Below are 17,877 nucleotides of genomic sequence, written 5' to 3'. Positions count from 1 at the left end.
CGGCTGTCAGCCGGGGATCCACCATCCAGATCTTCATGGTTCATCTCGGGAAGGCGACATCGCCCCCTATCCTATTTATCCGGCCGTCTTGATCTTCACTTCAGCGCATGATATAATCACTCCGTGTTTGTGACACCTGCCACAAAGGAGGCGGGCCGTGCTTCATGGGTATGCCGTGGTCGGCCTGTATCTTCTGATGTCCTTCGCCCTGCTGGGGGTGACATTGCTCCTCTGGTGGTTGCTGCGCCCGAAGAAACCCAATCCTCTCAAGCTGGAAGCCTACGAGTGTGGCGTTCAAACCGTAGGGGACACCTGGGTTCAGTTCCGCGCCCAATACTATATTTTCGCCCTCATCTTCGTGCTGTTCGATGTGGAGGCGGTTTTCCTCTTCCCCTGGGCGGTCGCCTATAATCAACTGGGTCTGTATGCGGTCATCGAGATGGCCCTGTTCCTGCTTCTCCTCCTGGGAGGGCTGCTTTACGCGTGGCGCAAGGGTGCGCTGGAATGGGTGTAATGATGGGGAGGCGGGCGTGCCTTCGGCGCGCTCATCCGCCCCAAAATGGGAGCAAGCCCTCCCATACCATGGGGTGTCCCCTTTTCTCCGGGGTCCTGTTGAATTTTCAAGCGCGCGCTGGGAGATCGAGCGGTTCATTTCCTCGGTGAGGTCGAATATGGGGCAGATTTACGATTTCATCTATAACTTGCTTCCGTATTTGGGGGCCTGGCTCCGCGGCCTGCTTCAAAGCTGGGGGCTCCCGGAGTGGGCGATCCGCCTGACGATGGGGCTGATCAAGGCTTTTCTTCTGGCCAACTTCGGCCTGATCGGGTTCGCCATTTTAACTTACGTGGAACGCAAGATCGTTGCCCGTTTTCAGGACCGTCTGGGCCCCAATGTGGCGGGTCCCTATGGGATTCTGCAGCCGGTAGCGGATGGGATCAAGCTGCTCACGAAAGAAGACACGATGCCGGCGGGGGCGGATCGCTGGGTCTATAACCTGGCGCCGCTGATCATTGCCACGTGTGCCCTGGCGCCGCTGGTGGTGATCCCCTTTGGGCCCGGGGTGATCGGAGCGGATCTCAACATCGGGGTCCTTTACGCCCTGGCGGTGGGGGCGGGGGCCCTGGTGGGGGTGCTCATGGCCGGATGGGGCAGCAACAATAAATACGCGCTGCTGGGGGCCTTCCGGGCAGTGGCTCAGCTGATCAGCTATGAGATCCCCTCCGTCCTCAGCGTCGTCATCGTGGTGATGGTCGCCGGCACCATGTCCACCTTAGGCATTGTGCTCGCCCAGGATGTCCCTTATCTGTTTGTCCTCCCCCTGGCCGCCCTGGTTTTCCTAATGTCCGGGGTGGCGGAGGTCGGGCGAACGCCTTTCGATCTGCTGGAAGCGGAATCGGAGATCGTGGCGGGCTTCCATATCGAATACAGCGGTATGAAGTTCGCTCTGGTCTTCCTGGGGGAGTTCGTCCACGCGCTGGTGGTCTCCGCGCTCTTTGCCGTTCTCTTCCTGGGCGGGTGGCGCGGGCCCTGGCTGCCGCCGTATCTGTGGATGCTGATCAAGATGAGCCTGGGGATCTTCCTGTTCTTCTGGCTGCGGGCGACGCTTCCGCGCATTCGGATCGATCAGATGCTGAATCTGAACTGGAAGTTCCTGACCCCCCTGATGATCCTCAATCTGATCGGGGTGGCTCTGGTGGATAAAGGCCTGCGGGCGGCTGGGGCCACCAGCGGGCTCTGGGCGGCGGGGATGTTCGCCTTTAACATGGCGATGCTGATCGGCGCCCTGGCCCTTCCGGGCTATCTGGGGCATCGGGCGCGGATGGCCGCGATGGCTCTGGCCTCCGAAGGGGAGGAAGGGGAGGCGCTGGAAGCAGCGGCGGCCCATTAATACGGTCCATTCCCATATCATGAAGGAGCGCGCGGACAATGACCCTGATTCAGGCCGTTTTCGCCCTGTTCGCCATCCTGACCCTGGGGGCCGGGTTGCTCACCGTCCTCAGCCGGCACCTTTTCCATGCGGTTCTCTATCTGATTCTCTCCCTGGTTGGGGTGGCGGGTTTATTTGTCCTGCTGGAAGCGGAATTCCTGGCCGGCGTTCAGGTTCTTATCTACATTGGGGCGATCTCTATTCTCATCATTTTCGCCGTGATGCTCACGCGGGGGATGGTCCGCAACCCGGGTCCCCCCCTGAATAATCAGAGCCTGGCGGCCGCCGTGATCGCCGGGCTCTTTTTTGTCCTCCTGGCTCCGGTCATCGCCGGGTTCCCCTGGCCGCAGACGATCCAGGGGATCCCCGCCGACACCATTGAGGCTCTGGGCCGCTCCCTGGTGGACCCGAATCAATTCGCACTGCCCTTTGAGCTGGCTTCGGTGATGATCCTGGCGGCGCTGATCGGGGCGATCTTCATCGCCCGGGAGAGGCGTTGAGGCCTGGCCTGATCAACCATGAGATTCTGTGTCCATTCGGAGGCTCCAGATGGTTCCGCTTTCCTGGTATCTGCTGGTGGCCGCTGCGCTGTTTTGCATTGGCGTCTATGGGGTGCTGGCCCGACGCAACGCGATCGCCATCCTGATGGCGATCGAGCTGATGTTGAATGCGGTGAATCTGAGCCTGGTGGCGTTCTGGCGCTATCTCCATCCCACCGCGACCACCGGACAGGTTTTCGCTCTTTTCGTGCTGGTCGTTGCAGCGGCGGAGGCGGCCGCAGGCCTGGCGCTCATCATCAGCATTTATCGCAATCGCGAAACCGTCGATGTGGAGAACATCGATCTCCTGAAAGGCTAACCCTTCGAGGTGGAGACGGATGGAGATCCATGGAACGCTCCTGCCGTTGCTGGTGGCCCTGATCCCATGGCCGCCCTTTATCGCCTTCGGCCTGATCTCGCTGTTTACAAACCGCTGGAAGCGCCTCAGCCATACCCTCGCCATTCTCTCGGTGGCGATCTCCTTTGTGCTCTCCCAGATCGTGTTCTGGATCGCTATCCGCACGGAGCATCTGGGGGAGCATCCGATCGCTATTCGGGTTCCATGGCTACCGGTTGGGCCCCGCCCCCTGGAGTTCGGGGTGCTGGTGGATCCGCTGGGCGCCGTGATGCTGTTCATGGTCCCCCTGGTCTCGCTGATGATTTTCATCTACAGCGTGGGGTATATGGCGGGGGATCCCCACTACAGCCGCTTCTTTGCGCTTCTCTCCCTCTTCGAGGCGGCGATGTTGCTCCTGGTAGTGGCCGACAACCTCCTGATGCTGTTCATCGGCTGGGAGGTGATGGGCTTTTGCTCGTATGCCCTCATCGGTTTCTGGTATCGAAAGCCGTCGGCCTATCGCGCCGCCGTGAAGGCGTTCATGACCACTCGGGTGGGCGATGTGCTGATGCTCCTGGGCATCGCCTATCTCTACGCCCAGACCGGAACCCTGAACTTCCACGATATCCTGCGGAACCCGGAGACCCTGAAGACGCTGGCGGAGACGCCCTCCTATGTGGCTGGCCTCTCGGTAGCCGCTCTGGCCTCGCTGTTGCTGTTCGCCGGGACGGTGGGGAAGAGCGCCCAGTTCCCGCTCCATGTCTGGCTGCCCGATGCGATGGAAGGCCCCACCCCGGTCAGCGCGATGATCCATGCCGCCACGATGGTTTCGGCGGGCGTCTATACCACCATCCGGATGTTCCCTCTGCTCCAGGCGGGCCAGCATGGTCTGGGCGGGGCGATCGCCTTCTGGGTGGTGGCGTTAATCGGCGCCTTCACGGCCTTTATGGCGGCCACCATGGGGGTAGCCCAGAATGACATCAAACGGGTGCTGGCGTATTCGACGATCTCCCAGCTGGGCTACATGCTGGCGGCGGTGGGTATCGGCGCTTACGTGGCCGCGGCCTTCCACCTGATCACCCATGCCTTCTTCAAGGCGTTGCTCTTCCTGGGGTCCGGCTCCGTGATCCACGCGGTAGAGCATGGGCACCATCACGCCGCCCATAGCCATGGCCATCAGGAGGCCTTTGATCCTAACGACATGTTCAATATGGGTGGTCTGGCCCGGCGCATGCCGGTGACCTTCTGGACCTTTGTGGCGGGCGGGCTGGCTTTGGCGGGCTTCCCCCTGATCACCGCGGGCTTCTGGAGCAAGGATGAGATCCTGGGAGAGGCGTTCCACGGGGCTTTCGAGAAGGGAGAGCTGTTGCCGTTGCTGGTTTTCCTGCTGCTGGCGGCGGCGGCCGTTCTCACCGGCTTTTACACGATGCGTCAGATCGCCCTGACGTTTCTCGGTGAGCCCCGCACGCCTGCGGCCGCCCATGCGGAGGAGAGCCCCGGATCGATGATCTTCCCTCTTGTTTTCCTGGCGTTTTTCGCGGTCTTTGGCGGTTTCGTAGGAGTGCCGGAGGGATTTCCAGGCTTGGCGACGCTGACCGGCGGCAACTGGTTCCACGAGTTCGTCGGGGGAACCTTGCTGGAGCATCCAGAGGCATTGCCCTTTAACCCGGTGCCCGTGGTGATTTCCTCCCTCATCGCGTTGACCGGGCTCCTCCTGGGCTGGGCGGTTTACGCCCGTCGCCCCCTGGCCGCCGGCGAGCCGGATCCCCTGATCCGCCTGGGTCCGCTTTATACCTTCCTGAAGAACCGCTGGTATATCGATGACCTCTATCAGGTTCTGTTCGTCCGCCCAACGTTGTGGCTGGCGGAGCGCGCGGTGGCCTTCTTCATGGATCGCGTGGTCATCGATGGGCTTCTCCATGGGATCGCCGATGCGGTCTGGTCGATGGGGAGTGCCCTGCGCCTCTTCGATCGGGTGGTGGTCAATGGCATCGGCGATGAAATTGGAGAGGCCGTGAAGGCTGCTGGCCGGGAACTGCGAACCCTGCAGACCGGTCTGGTCCAGAACTATCTGCTGGTGGTGGTCCTGGGCGTCCTGGGCTTCATTGTTCTCTACACGGTGGCGCCCATGTTGCGGGGGTTCTGATTGGGAGAAGGCGCCCAGGTTGCTCATCGCATTGCCCTGGTTTCCGGATGGGCCACCATGCGATGTCTCTACCCTGAGTCCTCACGGTGAGGGAAGCGAGCGATGGTGCTTTTCGGGCATACGATCCCGATCCTGACCCTGATCACATTTCTCCCGTTGCTGGGCGCGGGGATTATCGCCCTGACCCCGCGGGATAGTGTTCGTCTGCATCGGGGGCTGGCCCTCTTGTTCAGTCTGATTCCCCTTATCCTCTCTGCCTGGCTCTGGCTGAACTTCGACCTCCGCCAGCCCGGCTTCCAGTTCGTGGAGCGCGCGGTGTGGTTCCCCCAGGTGAACGCCAGCTATTACGTGGGGGTGGATGGGCTGAGCGTCATGCTGATCTTCCTGACGGCCCTGCTCACCCCGCTGGGAGTCCTGATCTCCTTTCACATCACGGAAGATCCGCGAACCTACTTCGCGCTCTTTCTGGCCCTGGAGACCGGGATCCTGGGGGTCTTCGTCAGCCTGGACCTCCTGTTGTTCTTCTTGTTCTGGGAGCTGGGGCTGGTGCCGATGTATTTCCTGATCAACAACTGGGGGGCGCCGGAGCGGCGGCATTACGCTGCGCTGAAGTTCATTCTTTACACCATGGCCGGGTCCCTGGGCCTCTTGCTGGGCATCCAGTTGATCTGGGCTGCCCTGGGAGGCACGCAGGGGGGCACTTTCGATTTGCTCGAGATCAGCCGGCGCTGGCCGGCCCTCCAGGGGGCCCTGGCGGGGGTTCCGATGGAGGTGGTGAAGGCGATTGTCTTCTGGGCTTTCGTCATCGCTTTCGCCATTAAGGTCCCGGTGTGGCCTTTCCACACCTGGTTGCCGGATGCACACACGGAGGCCCCGACAGCAGGTTCTATGATCCTGGCGGGGATCCTGTTAAAACTGGGGGCCTATGGTTTCCTGCGCATTGTTTTCCCGCTCTTCCCGGCGGAATCCGCCCGCTTCGCCCTCGCCCTCGCCCTTCTGGCGACAGCCGCCATCATTTTCGGCGCCTATGCCGCGCTGGGCCAGCGGGACTTCAAGCGGCTCGTGGCTTACTCCTCGGTGAACCATATGGGGTTCGTCGTCCTGGGGATCGCCGTAGCGGGCTATGCGCTGGGGAACCCGGCGATCCGCGATCATGCCCGGATCGCCGTGAACGGGGCGGCCCTGCAGTTGTTTGCCCATGGTCTCTCCTCGGCGGCGATGTTCGCGCTGGTGGGGGTGGTTTATGATCGGACCCATACCCGAGACCTGGAGGCCTACGGCGGGCTCTGGACGCGGATGCCGGTATACGGGGGGATCTTGCTTTACTGTGCGATGGCTTCGGTAGGTCTGCCGGGGCTGGCCGGGTTCGTGGCGGAGTATATGGTGGTGCAGGGGGCCTGGCCGGTGTTCACTGCCCTGACGGCCCTGGCCATGCTCGGGCTGCTGATCACCGGGGCGTTTATCATGAAGGCCATTCAGAAGGTGCTCCATGGGCCGTTGAACCCGCAGTGGGCTCGCCTGCCGGAGATGAGCGCGCGGGAGATCCTGGCCGTGGCTCCTTTGATGGTGTTCATGCTGCTCACCGGCCTGTGGCCCGCCTGGATCGTGCCCACCCTGGACGCGGCGTTGCGGGGGTTGCTGGGGTAGCTGGGATCCGACAGGGTTGTGCATTCGATCTTCCCTAGTTTGGCTGGAACGATCGACTCTCATCTCTGGAGCGTGAGGAATGGTGATCTCGGCGGTGGCTCTTCCTATTCTCAGCTTCATTGTCTTTACGCCCCTCGTGGGGGCCTTGATCCTGCTGCTGATCCCGCGCCATCAGAAAGAAGCGGCGCGGGTCTTCGCGGCGACGGTCTCCGGCTTCACGCTGTTGCTGGCCCTCTGGGCATTCCTGGCTTACGACCGGACGGCCGGGGGATATCAGTTCGTGGAGCGGATGTCGTGGCTTCCCCAGCTCGGCATCCATTATTACGTGGGTGTGGATGGGGTGAGCCTTCCCCTGGTGTTGCTCTCGGCCCTCGTGCTCTTGACGGGCGTGCTGGTGTCCTGGAATATTGAGGATCGCCCCCATGAGCTGTTCGCCTTCATGCTGCTTCTGGCCAGTGGCATCATGGGGGTCTTCGTGGCGCGGAACCTGGTGTTGCTGTTCTTCTTTTATGAGATCGCCATTTTCCCTAAATATTTCCTGATTGCCATCTGGGGCTCCACCCGCAAAGAATACGCGGCGATGAAGCTGGTGCTCTACACCCTGGTGGGCTCCATCATCGCCCTGGTGGGCGCGCTGGCCCTCTATTTCGTCTCCCCCGTCCGCACCTTCGATATGGATGTGCTTCGAGAGCTGGCTGCCCGGGGCGCTTTCGCTCGGACAGTGGAGGTGTTCGGCCAGACGGTGCGCTTTGATTATCTCTGGTTCCTGCCGGTTTTCCTGGGCTTCGCGGTGACGGCAGGCCTGTGGCCGTTCCACAACTGGGTGCCGGATGGCCACTCGGCGGCGCCAACGGCGGGCTCCATGTTCCTGGCCGGGGTGGTGATGAAGGTCGGTGCCTACAGCGCACTGCGAGTGGGGATCGAGCTGATGCCTGGGGGAGCGGTCTACTGGCTGCCGGTGGTGGTCTTTCTGGCTGTGGTCGCCGCTCTGTATTCTGCTGCGATCTCCTTAGTGCAGGAGGACCTCAAATACGTGATCGCTTTCTCCAGTATCGGCCACATGGCCTTCGTGATCATTGGGTTTGCGGCGATGAACGTGACCGGGATGACAGGAGCAGTCCTTCAGATGTTCTCCCATGGAGTGATGGCGGCGATCCTGTTCGCAACGGTGGGGATGGTTTACGATCGGGCGCACACCCGTTACCTGGCCCACCTGGGCGGTTTCGCCCGGGCGATGCCGATGGCCACCCTGGGTTTCATCCTGGGGGGGCTGGTGGCGATGGGGATGCCCGGCTTCTCCGGCTTCGTGGCCGAGTTCCAGGTCTTCGCGGGGATCTGGGCGGCCCGGGACATGGCCTGGTGGTATCCCTGGGTGGCCATCCTGGCAGCGCCCAGCATCGCCCTCTCCGCCGCCTACATCCTGCGGGCGCTTCAGTCGACGTTCTTCGGGGAGCTGAATCGGGAACGCTATCCTCAAGTGGGAGATATCACCGCCCTGGATAAAGTCGCCATCATCATCCTGGCGGTGTGGTTTGTTCTGATCGGCGTGTTTCCTCGAGTGATGACGGATTTGATTCAGACCGGCGTGGAGCCCATTGCGACGCTGTTGCAGGGCGCGATGGTCGCTTCCATCCGCTAAGGGGAGGAATCGACAATGGAGTTATCCTGGTGGGCGCATCTGTGGTCGGTCCTGCCGGAGATCGTGCTGGTGCTGGCGGCCGCCCTCATGATGGCCGTGGACGCCTGGATGCCGGAGGGGCGGAAGCGGGAGCTGGGCTACTGGGCCATCGGCGGGCTGGCGGCGGCCCTGGTGGTGACCGCAGTCCAGGCGGCCCAACTCACGATTGGGATCGCAGCCCCTTATGAGGCCTTGGGGGGCTCGGTGCGGGCTGATCTGGCGGCGATGTTGTTTCGGATCATCTTCCTGCTTGCAGGGATCCTCACTGTGGCCATCTCAATGGATTTCCGCCCGCTTCGCCAGAGCGGCGAGTATTACACCCTCCTGCTCATCTCGGTCCTCGGGATGGGGTTGATGGGGGCGGCGGTCAATCTGGTGACCCTGTATCTGGCCCTGGAGACGGTGGGGATTGCCCTTTATTTGCTGGCGGGATATCTGCGAGACACGCCCCGATCGGCGGAGGCTGGGTTGAAGTATTTCCTGTTCGGCGTCTTCAGTTCCACGATTATGCTTTACGGCCTGGCGTTGATTTACGGTTTTACCGGCGAAATCTCCTATGCTCGCATCGCCCAGGCCCTGGCCGGGCTGCCTACCCCGGCGGTGATGGCGGCTCTCCTGCTGGTTCTGGTGGGTTTCGGCTTTAAGGTCTCTGCCGTGCCCTTCCATTTCTGGACCCCCGATGTGTATGAAGGGGCGCCAACGCCGGTGACCGCTTTCATCTCCGTAGCCTCCAAGGCGGCGGGTTTCGCGGTCCTGATCCGGGCGATGATCGAGGCATTCCCCACTGCGCAGGGGAACTGGGTGGCGATCATGGCCGCCCTCGCCTTTGTCACGATGACCGTGGGGAATCTCCTGGCCATCCCGCAGCGGAACCTCAAGCGGCTGCTGGCGTATTCGAGCATCGCCCAGGCTGGATACATCTTGATCGGGGTTGCCGCGGCCAGCCCCCTGGGGGTCGCCGCCTCGATCTTTTACCTGGGAATCTACACCTTGACGAACATCGCGGCCTTCGCGGTCGCGGTGATCATGACCAACGTCACCGGAAGCGAGGAGATCCGGGACCTGGCGGGACTGTCCCGGCGGGCGCCGGGGCTGGCCCTGGCCATGCTGGCCGCTCTCCTTTCGCTTGGGGGAATTCCACCGTTGGTGGGTTTCTTCGCCAAGCTGTTCGTCTTCGCCGCGGCGATCGAGAGCGGTCTGGTCTGGCTGGCTATCGCCGGCGTACTCAACGCGATGGTTGCGTTTTATTACTACATCATGGTGGCCCGAGCCATGTATGTGGACCGTTCGCCGGAGGAGGAGAAGCCTGTCTGGATCTCCCGCCCCGCCCGACTCACGCTGTGGTTCACTGTGGCAGGGGTGCTGTTATTAACCGTTATGGTGTATCCGCTTTATCAGCTGGCCCAAATGGCGGCTCAGGCTTTTTAGACTTCGGCCTTTCCGTTGAGCTTGAATCCGGGATCGGAAAAGAAGCTGTTTCAGATAGAGGGAAGCGTGGATCTTCCAGGCTGGCCCTTGTCAGAAACGCCGAGGGGCGGGTATCATTAGGAAAGCGGCTTTTTGTGATAAGAGGGACAGATGAAGGGTGAATAATGAAAACATCGAGGCGTGGGTGGATCCGGGTCTGGAATCTGGCGCTGGCGGGGGTGCTTTCTCAGATCGGTTTTATCCCCGTGGTGGCGGTGGTGGGGGCGATGCTCTGCGGGCTCTGGCTGGATCTCCGTTTGGGGACCCGGCCGGTGTTTACCGCCGCGTGCATGATCGTAGGCGCGGCTCTGGGGTTGGTGGTGATGGTCCGCACGGCGATGACCGCAGCCGCCCAGTTTCGCATCGAGCGGCCCCGAAAGCCAGAGCAACCGGGATCGGAATCCTCCAGCACGTTTGAAGAGCCATCATCTTGAGAGGAGGTGGGATCGCGGCAATGGGCAAATTGATCCGACGAATGGGCCCTTATGTGCTGCTCGGACTCATCGCCTTGCTCTCATGCGGGGTAGGGGGGCAGGCGGCTTTCTGGTTGCTGGGCGGTTTGAGGGATCTCCTGCGAGGGGCAGGTGTAACCTTCCTGTCCTCCGCGACAGGTTGGGTGGGGATCCTTCTCGCGGATGCGCTGGTGATCGCGCTGGTCCTTTGGGGCCTGCGGGATACGCGGGTGATCCGTTATTTCCAGTTGCTGGTTGTGGCGCCTCTTATTCTGGGCTTTGTGTTGGGGATCTCGCTGTTCTTCGGGACCCTGGGGCAGGGTCTCCCCATCGGTGGGAAACCTCTGAAGGCCGTTCTCCCGGTGATCCTGGTGAAGCCAGAGCCTCTGACGGGGCCCGTGCTCTTCGGTGCGCCGCTCACCAATACCATGGTCGCGATGGTCCTGGTGGATCTGGTCGTTCTGGGGCTGGGCGTCCTGGCAGCCCGACGGGCCGGGCCGCTTCCACCTCCCGTTCGAGGGCTGGGGATCCTGGTCAATCTCTTCGAGTTCCTCATTGAGGCTCTGTATGAGAACTTGGCCAAAGTGGTCCTGGGCCCCCGGGCGCGCCATGTCTTCCCTCTGGTGGCCACAATCTTTCTGATGGTGCTCACAGCGAACTGGATGGGTCTGATCCCCGGCTTCGATTCTATTGGGAAGGTGGAGCCGGCGCATGGCCATGAAGGGGGCTATGCGGTGATCCATTGGGGGCCCTTCACCCTCCTGACCGCGGAGCCGGCAGCGGCGGATGGCCATGGGAAGGAAGGTGGGGAGCCTCATGAGGCGAAAGCGGAGGGCTTCGTTCTGGTCCCCTATCTCCGCGCCCTGAGCACCGATCTCAACTTCACCATCGGCCTTGCCCTCGTGGCCGTCTTCATGGTGCAGGTATGGGGCGTGCGAGCTCTGGGTCCGGGCTACTTCTGGAAGTTCTTTAACGTGAAAGCCATCCGGCGGGGTTTCATGGGGATCATTGAATTCTTCGTGAGCCTCCTGGAGCTTATCAGCGAAGTGGCGAAGATTGTGTCCTTCTCCTTCCGATTATTTGGGAACATCTTTGCCGGGCATGTGCTGCTCGGGATCATGATCTTTCTGCTCCCTTTGCTGATTCCGGCGGTCTTCTATGGCCTGGAGATCTTCGTGGGGCTGATCCAGGCTTTTATCTTTATGATGCTCACGATGGTCTTCATCGCCCTGGCCACTGCAGGGCATGGGGAGGAGCATTCGGAAGGGCATCACTGAGTTGTGAACAATCCGGGCCTGGCGCGTCCGAGGACGGCGCGCTCCGGATTCTAATAAAACCTCTTGGGAAGGAGGACGAGAGATGCTGGGTTTGATTCTGGCACAGGAGATCCTGTCGCCGCAAACCTTGAGCGTTCTGGGAGCCGGTCTGGCGATCGGCCTGGGAGCGATCGGCCCGGGGATCGGCATTGGGATTCTGGCCAGCGGGGCGCTGCAGGCCATCGGGCGTAATCCCGAGGCCACGCCTCAGATTCAGCTCAACATGATTTTGGCCATCGCTTTCGCCGAGGCCGTCGCGATCTATGCCCTGGTCGTGGCTCTGCTGCTGAAGTTCGTGGTTTGAGATTTTCACCCTATTGATCCAGGAGGACAGCGTTGGAGGCTCTTGGGATCAACCCGATCTATCTGGTCGCCCAGATCCTCAATTTTCTGGTGATCTGGTTCCTCCTGTCCCGCCTGGTTTTCCCCCGGGTGCTCAAGGCCCTGGAGGAGCGGCGGGCGCTGATCGAGAAAGGGCTTGAGGATGCGAAGGCGGCAGAGCAACTTCGGGCAAGCATACAGGCGGAGCGCCAGCGCATCTTGGAGGAAGCGCTGGCCGAGCGTCAGCGGATCGTCGCTGAGGCAGTCCGCCAGGCCGAGCAACAGCGCGCTCAGATCCTCTCGGAGGCGCGGGCCGAGGCCCAGCGCATTCTCGAGGTCGCCCGGGAGGAGGCGGAGCGGGAACGGGAGCGGATCCTTGGCGAGCTTCGGACGCAGATCTCAGCCCTCGCCCTGGCTGCTGCCCATCGGGTTGTGAGCGACGCGCTGGATGAATCTCGCCACCGGCGCCTGATTCATGAGTTTTTCACAGCGATCCCCCCTCAGGTTCTGGAGGAGCTTCGCGGCCTGAAGGGAGATCGGGTGGAGGTGGTCAGCGCCATCCCATTGCAGGAGGAGGAGAAACAGAATATCCGCAGGGCGCTCTCCGACCGCCTGGATCTTACCGGCGATGTGATCTTCCGGGTGGATCCCACGATCCTGGGTGGGCTGGTCGTCCGGGTGGGGGATCGCGTGGTCGACGGCAGCGTTCGAGCCAGGATGGAAGGGCTGCGGGCGGCCCTGATGGGCTGAGGGTTGATCTCCATTTTTCGGTCGGCTATCGGACTTGCAGGGGCTGTGGAGCATGGGCCCGGATGCTCTACAGCCCCTTTGCTTTAGAAGGACATGGGGCGCGCTGTCCGCTCCAGCCGCTGTTCTGAACATCGCCAGTCGAATTACAATAAAGGCGATGCGTTTGCGGAGGGATGAACCAGATGAACGCCCAGGGGATGCTGTCCGCGATCCGGGAGGCCTTGCCCCAATGGCTGAAGGAGGACCCGGCCCTGCGCCAGATCCTTCGGGAGGTGCTGGAGGAAACGCTGCGGCCATGGGAAGAGATCCGTGCCGAGATCCGGGCGTTCCGGGAGGAAATGGAAAGGCGGCTGAGCGCCCAGGAGCAAGCCTTGCTCCAGCTCACACAAACCGTGCAGGCGCTGGTCCAGACCACCCAGGAGCATTCCGCCGTCATCCGAAGGCTGACAGAGCAAGGGGAGGGGCATTCGGCGGCCATCCGGATGTTGACGGAGCGGATGGAGGAGCATTCGCGCCGTCTGGAGGAGCATTCGGCAGTCATCCGGATGCTGATGGAGCGGATGGAGGAGCACTCGCGCCGTCTGGAGGAGCATTCCCGGATCATTCAGCGGATGCTGGAAACCCTGGAGCGTCACTCCCGCGAGATCCAGCGGCTGAGCGCGACCATCGGAGCCCTGGGCGCCCGATGGGGATTGAGCAGCGAGGCGGCCTTCCGGGACGGGATGGCCGCGCTGCTGCGGGAGGCTGGATGGAAGGTCGAGCGGTTCCTGGCCATGGATCCTGAGGGCTATGTCTTCGGCCGGCCGGATCAAGTGGAGATTGATGGGGTCATCCGGGATGGAGAGGCGATCCTCATCGAGATCCGCTCCTCAGTGAGCCGGGGAGATGTGGCGATCTTCCAGCGTAAGATCGAGTTTTACACCCGCCATACGGGTATCCCGGTGGCGCGTCGGATCCTCATCTCTCCGATGATGGATCCCCGCGCTCAGGACCTGGCCCAGCGGATGGGTATGGAGGTCTACACATATCCGGAAGATGTGCCCTCCGAATCGGCACCTCACGGAACCCGTTCTTTTAAGCTTTAGATCTGTGATCTCCTCAAGATTCGGATGAGCTTTCATGGGTCCCGCGATTCTCTGGTGGCTCCTGCTGGCCCTGATCGCCCTCGCGGCCTGGCCCATGACGTTCCTCGTGTTCCGCCCCCTGCCCGATCGAGGGCTGGCCTTCGCTCGTCCCATGGGGATGATGCTGATGGGATTCCTCTGGTGGTGGGGCGGGAGCCTGGGGGTTCTCCCGGCCTCACGGGGCGGAGCGATGGTGGCCTGGGGGCTGGTCCTGGGCCTTGGCCTCTGGATGGCCCGGCGATCCGGCGAATCCCCCTGGCGCTGGCTGCAAACCCGACGAGGCCTTGTGCTTTTTTATGAGTTGTTGTTCGCCCTCGCCTTTCTGGGCTGGACGCTTTTCCGCGCTTACAACCCTGAGATCACCTACACTGAGAAGCCTATGGAGCTCGCCTTCCTGAATGCGGTGGTCCGGGCGGAGCGCTTCCCCCCGCACGATCCCTGGCTGTCCGGCTTCGCGATCAGCTATTATTACTTCGGCTACATTATCCTGGGCTTCCTCACCGAGCTCTCCGGCCTTGCGACCCGCTTCACGTTCAACCTCGGGGTTTCCTCCTGGTTTGCCCTCACCCTGCTGGCGGCCGCCGGCCTCGGGGGGAATCTCTGGGCCCTTTATCGTCCAGAGCGCCCGCGCATGGCCCGGGCCGTTGCATTGCTCAGCGCGTTCTGGGTCGGCCTGGCCGGAAACGGCGAGGCGATCCTGGATCTGGCCCACTCATGCGGCTGGATCCGGGATCCGGCCTTCTGGGCCTGGCTGGACATCCCGGAGTTAAACGAACCCCCTTCCCTTCGACCGTGGCCCTCATGCTGGCCTCCCCCCAACCGGGTGTGGGCATGGTGGCGGGCCTCCCGCGTGGTGCGGGACTACAACCCCGAGGGCCAGCATCAGGAGGTCATTGACGAGTTCCCTCAGTTCAGTTTCCTGCTGGGGGACCTGCATCCCCACGTGCTGGCGCTGCCCTTCACGTTAATGGCCATCGGACTGGCCCTAACTGCCTTCCAGACAGCTCAGCAGTTCCCCGGGCTTTCTTCTCTTCGGGAGTGGCGCGTCCTCCTGCGTTTTCTCCAGGATCAAGGTCCGCCGTTCGGGCTCCTGCCGATCGTCTTTGGGGGGCTCGCTTTCCTGAACACGTGGGATTTCCCGATTTATACCGGCCTCCTGCTGGCCGCATGGGCCCTGGGGGCCGGGATGGCCGGGCGCGCGCGTGTTTCTTTGCAGAGGGAGATCCTTGGGCTGGCCGGGGGCATCCTGGGGCTCGGGGTGTTGCTGTATCTGCCCTTTTACCTGGGTTTCCGCTCTCAGGCCAGCGGGCTCCTTCCCAATCTTTATAACGGGACCCGCCTGCCGCAGTTTCTGGTGATGTTCGGCTTTCAGGTTGGCGGGCTGATTCTTCTGCTGGGAGCGGAGGCCCTCCGCGCGCATCGCCGGGGGACGCTCGACCTGCGACGCTGGGGAGGATGGATCTTGCTGGGCGCGCTGGGGCTGGGGCTGGCCCCGGTGGCGATGCTGGTGGGGCTCTACGAGCTGGCGCAGGCGATCCGGCTCCCTCTCTCTGGAGTGCCGGTTTCGCTGGAGGCGCTGAAGCCATGGGTGTATGGACGGTTGCTGGATGGCGAGGTGATGGTGAAGGGAAGGTTGCTCCCCGGAAGCGGGCCCTGGGTGCCGATGCTGCTGGCCGGAATCGGGATGGGTGCCGTCGCGCTCTGGAGGCGGCGGGGAAACGTGAAGGCGTTCGTGAGCCTGCTGGTGGTTTTCGGTGCCGCGCTGGCCTGGGCGGTGGAGTTCGTTTTCCTCAAGGATTTCTTCGGCACCCGCATGAACACAGTATTTAAATTTTACTATCAGACGTGGGTGCTCTGGAGCCTGGCTCTGGCCTGGGGGATGGGCGCGTTGTGGGAACGGGCGAGGCGCGCACGCTTGCTGCTGGCCGGGTTGTTTGGCAGCATGATCGCGCTGGCGGCGCTCTATCCGGTTCTGATGATCCCCGTTAAGGCGGAATTCTTCGCTCACCCACCCACTCTGGACGGATATGCCCATCTGGCGCGATGGGCGCCCGATGACCTGGCTGCGATCGAGTGGCTAAACCGGAACGTGCCGGGCACGCCTGTGATCCTGGAAGCCCCGGGCTGGCAGGGGATCTCCTTCCAGCCGGAATTCGGGCGCTTCGCTGCCCACACCGGTCTGCCCACGGTGCTGGGATGGGCAGGCCACGAACATCAGTGGCGGGGCTCTTACGATGAGATCGCCCGTCGGGAGCCCGATCTCAGGATCCTGTGGGAATCCCTGGATCTGGAGAAAACTCGCGCGCTGCTGGAGAAGTATCGGATCGTCTATGTGATCGTCGGCCGCACCGAGCGACAGGAGTTCCCCGCAGAAGCGCTGCGAAAGTTTGAACCGCTGATGGATCCGGTTTTTCGGAGCGGGGAAACTGTGATTTACCGGAGGCGTGAATGAGGGAAGGGCTCGATGGACGCCGATGGCAGGAGACATTGATCCTGGGCGGGCTCTTTGCCCTGGCGCTCCTGGTGCGGGGATGGGGTCTGGGCTTCCGGCCAGCCGCGCCGGAAGAGGCTGCCCAGGCCTGGGCGGCGTGGCGGGACGGGACATTGCCCCCCGGGGGAAGCCCGTTGCTCGCAGGCTGGAACGCGATGGTGTTTGAGATCTTCGGGCCGGATGAAGGATGGATGCGCTCCGGCGCGGCGCTGGCAGGTGCCCTCACTGTCCTTGCCCTGTGGGCCGTTCTGCGCCCCATCGGCCGGGCCGCGGCGATTGGAGCGGCGTGGCTCTGGGCCGTCTCCCCCACCGCTCTCATGGCGGCGCGATTCCTGGACGGCAGCGTCGTGGTCGCGGCGGCGCTGGCTACGGCCCTGGCCATGGGGCGCGCTTCCCGTCCTTCCCGCTGGATCGGTTTGGGGATCGCGCTGGGGATAGGGGCCGCGGCCGGGCCCGCCTTCTGGACCGGATGTCTGATGCTCCTCCCGGTTTTCTGGCTGGATTTGCCGGAGCCTGCTTTCCCGCACTGGAAAGCCATCGGGCTTTTCGGGGCGACGGCGTTGCTGGCTGGTGCCTGGGGGGGATGGCGGGGAAGCGGCGCGCAGGAGACGGTGGAGGGTCTCTCGGCATGGCTCGCCGGCTTTGCGCCGGAGGGCCTTCCGATGGGGTGGGAAGCTCTCCGGGCTTTCCTTTATGGAGAAGCGCTGATCCTGACGCTGGGACTGGCTGGGGGAATTCTGGCCATCCGCCGCCGCGATCGCTTTGGAACGGCGCTGACTATGGCCACAGGGATCGGGACCGGGTTGCAGCTCGTCCGACTCGGTGCCTTATTCACAGAACACGCCGTGGTGTTGATTCCATGGATCATCCTGGCGGGGTTCGCCGTGCAATGGGTTTGGGAAGCGATGCGGCCCGTCGGACGGCTGCAGCCCCTGGCGGTTCTCAGCGGAGCCGGGATCGGGGGGATCGGGCTGGGAACAGTCGCCGCTTTTATGAATCTCCGGGGAGCACCGGAAGGAGCGCGCTGGTTGGTCCTCATCGGCGTGCTGGGGTTGCTGGGGTTCGGACTCTGGATCATGAGCGGCCTGTTCGAGACAGGGGGGGAGAAAGATTCCCTGGATCCGGGGGCGATGGGCAGGCCGCTGGGCGCATCTCCGGCGAATCTCTTCGTGGGATCCGGGATTCGAAACCCGGCCGCGCTCGGGGTTGCCGGGGCCCTGGCTTTTGCCATAGTCCTGGGCCAGCTGACGGGAGCCGCCGCCCTGGCCCGGCGGGTGGATCCGGTCCCCGGGTTTTCCCTTCCAGAGGTGACCTCTCCGGCAGTGCATGAGTTGGTGGAAGGGCTGCGGAGGGAAGCCGTGCGCCGCCACGAATGGCCCGGTGGGCTTTCCCTGGTTGTGGTCGCTGAAGAGGAAGAAGAAGCATTCTGGCGGTGGACCTTCCGAGCCTTTCGGGTCGCTGTCCATCGTCGTCCGCCTGATTCGGGAGCTGGAGACGTGTGGCTCACCCCGGAGGGCATTCCGGTTCCGCTGGAGCCGGATCGATGGGTGGGTCGCCTGATCCCTGTCATTGTGGATCAAAGGGGAGCGGAGCCGATAGCGCGTCGGATGGTGTTGTGGGTTCGCGCAGAGGCTCAGAACACACCGTAGGATTTGCTGGGTTCGGATCTGCGCAGCCGGGT

Annotated in this window: 15 protein-coding genes; all 15 read left to right on the top strand. The window is 62.8% G+C overall.

All coding sequences use genetic code 11. The features are described from left to right. The first annotated feature begins 157 nt into the window (after positions 1 to 157). Complete coding sequence (locus VAE54_RS06680) at positions 158 to 514, top strand: NADH-quinone oxidoreductase subunit A (protein WP_322801170.1); 357 nt, start codon at positions 158 to 160, stop codon at positions 512 to 514. Between the two features lie 157 nt (positions 515 to 671). Then, the gene (nuoH, locus tag VAE54_RS06675; protein WP_322801169.1) at positions 672 to 1,889 is read left to right on the top strand and encodes an NADH-quinone oxidoreductase subunit NuoH; all 1,218 of its coding nucleotides are present in this window, start codon (positions 672 to 674) and stop codon (positions 1,887 to 1,889) included. 38 nt (positions 1,890 to 1,927) lie between these two features. Then, positions 1,928 to 2,428 (top strand): NADH-quinone oxidoreductase subunit J, encoded by a 501-nt coding sequence (locus VAE54_RS06670; RefSeq protein ID WP_322801168.1) that lies wholly within the window; start codon positions 1,928 to 1,930, stop codon positions 2,426 to 2,428. 49 nt (positions 2,429 to 2,477) lie between these two features. Next, positions 2,478 to 2,786, top strand: coding sequence for an NADH-quinone oxidoreductase subunit NuoK (gene nuoK / locus VAE54_RS06665; protein WP_322801167.1), 309 nt, complete (start codon positions 2,478 to 2,480; stop codon positions 2,784 to 2,786). Positions 2,787 to 2,805: 19 nt separating this feature from the next. Next, positions 2,806 to 4,950: an NADH-quinone oxidoreductase subunit L gene (gene nuoL / locus VAE54_RS06660; protein ID WP_322801166.1), complete on the top strand. Its 2,145-nt coding sequence runs from the start codon at positions 2,806 to 2,808 to the stop codon at positions 4,948 to 4,950. Between the two features lie 102 nt (positions 4,951 to 5,052). Further along, the gene (locus tag VAE54_RS06655; RefSeq protein WP_322801165.1) at positions 5,053 to 6,597 is read left to right on the top strand and encodes an NADH-quinone oxidoreductase subunit M; all 1,545 of its coding nucleotides are present in this window, start codon (positions 5,053 to 5,055) and stop codon (positions 6,595 to 6,597) included. A gap of 79 nt (positions 6,598 to 6,676) precedes the next feature. After that, complete coding sequence (locus tag VAE54_RS06650; RefSeq protein ID WP_322801164.1) at positions 6,677 to 8,236, top strand: NADH-quinone oxidoreductase subunit M; 1,560 nt, start codon at positions 6,677 to 6,679, stop codon at positions 8,234 to 8,236. A 15-nt stretch (positions 8,237 to 8,251) separates the two neighbouring features. After that, on the top strand, positions 8,252 to 9,703 hold the full coding sequence (locus tag VAE54_RS06645) for an NADH-quinone oxidoreductase subunit N (RefSeq protein WP_322801163.1): 1,452 nt from the start codon (positions 8,252 to 8,254) through the stop codon (positions 9,701 to 9,703). 164 nt (positions 9,704 to 9,867) lie between these two features. Further along, entirely contained in the window at positions 9,868 to 10,176 is a 309-nt protein-coding gene (locus tag VAE54_RS06640) for an AtpZ/AtpI family protein (RefSeq protein ID WP_322801162.1), read from the top strand. A gap of 20 nt (positions 10,177 to 10,196) precedes the next feature. Then, a complete protein-coding gene (gene atpB / locus VAE54_RS06635; RefSeq protein ID WP_322801161.1) occupies positions 10,197 to 11,471 on the top strand; it encodes a F0F1 ATP synthase subunit A in 1,275 nt (424 codons plus the stop codon). Between the two features lie 82 nt (positions 11,472 to 11,553). After that, the gene (atpE, locus tag VAE54_RS06630; RefSeq protein ID WP_322801160.1) at positions 11,554 to 11,814 is read left to right on the top strand and encodes an ATP synthase F0 subunit C; all 261 of its coding nucleotides are present in this window, start codon (positions 11,554 to 11,556) and stop codon (positions 11,812 to 11,814) included. Between the two features lie 32 nt (positions 11,815 to 11,846). Next, positions 11,847 to 12,581, top strand: a complete 735-nt coding sequence (gene atpF, locus VAE54_RS06625) for a F0F1 ATP synthase subunit B (RefSeq protein WP_322801159.1) — start codon at positions 11,847 to 11,849, stop codon at positions 12,579 to 12,581. Between the two features lie 173 nt (positions 12,582 to 12,754). Further along, positions 12,755 to 13,666: a PD-(D/E)XK nuclease family protein gene (locus VAE54_RS06620; RefSeq protein ID WP_322801158.1), complete on the top strand. Its 912-nt coding sequence runs from the start codon at positions 12,755 to 12,757 to the stop codon at positions 13,664 to 13,666. 34 nt (positions 13,667 to 13,700) lie between these two features. Beyond that, positions 13,701 to 16,157 carry a DUF2298 domain-containing protein gene (locus VAE54_RS06615; RefSeq protein ID WP_322801157.1) on the top strand — a complete coding sequence of 819 codons (2,457 nt, stop codon included), beginning with the start codon at positions 13,701 to 13,703 and terminating at the stop codon, positions 16,155 to 16,157. Then, positions 16,154 to 17,845 carry a glycosyltransferase family 39 protein gene (locus tag VAE54_RS06610; protein WP_322801156.1) on the top strand — a complete coding sequence of 564 codons (1,692 nt, stop codon included), beginning with the start codon at positions 16,154 to 16,156 and terminating at the stop codon, positions 17,843 to 17,845. The genes VAE54_RS06615 and VAE54_RS06610 overlap by 4 nt, the downstream gene beginning before the upstream one ends. Positions 17,846 to 17,877 lie beyond the last annotated feature (32 nt).

The sequence above is a fragment of the Thermoflexus sp. genome (assembly GCF_034432235.1).
In the GTDB taxonomy this organism is placed as follows: domain Bacteria; phylum Chloroflexota; class Anaerolineae; order Thermoflexales; family Thermoflexaceae; genus Thermoflexus.
This window is presented reverse-complemented; position numbering and strand designations above follow the sequence as displayed.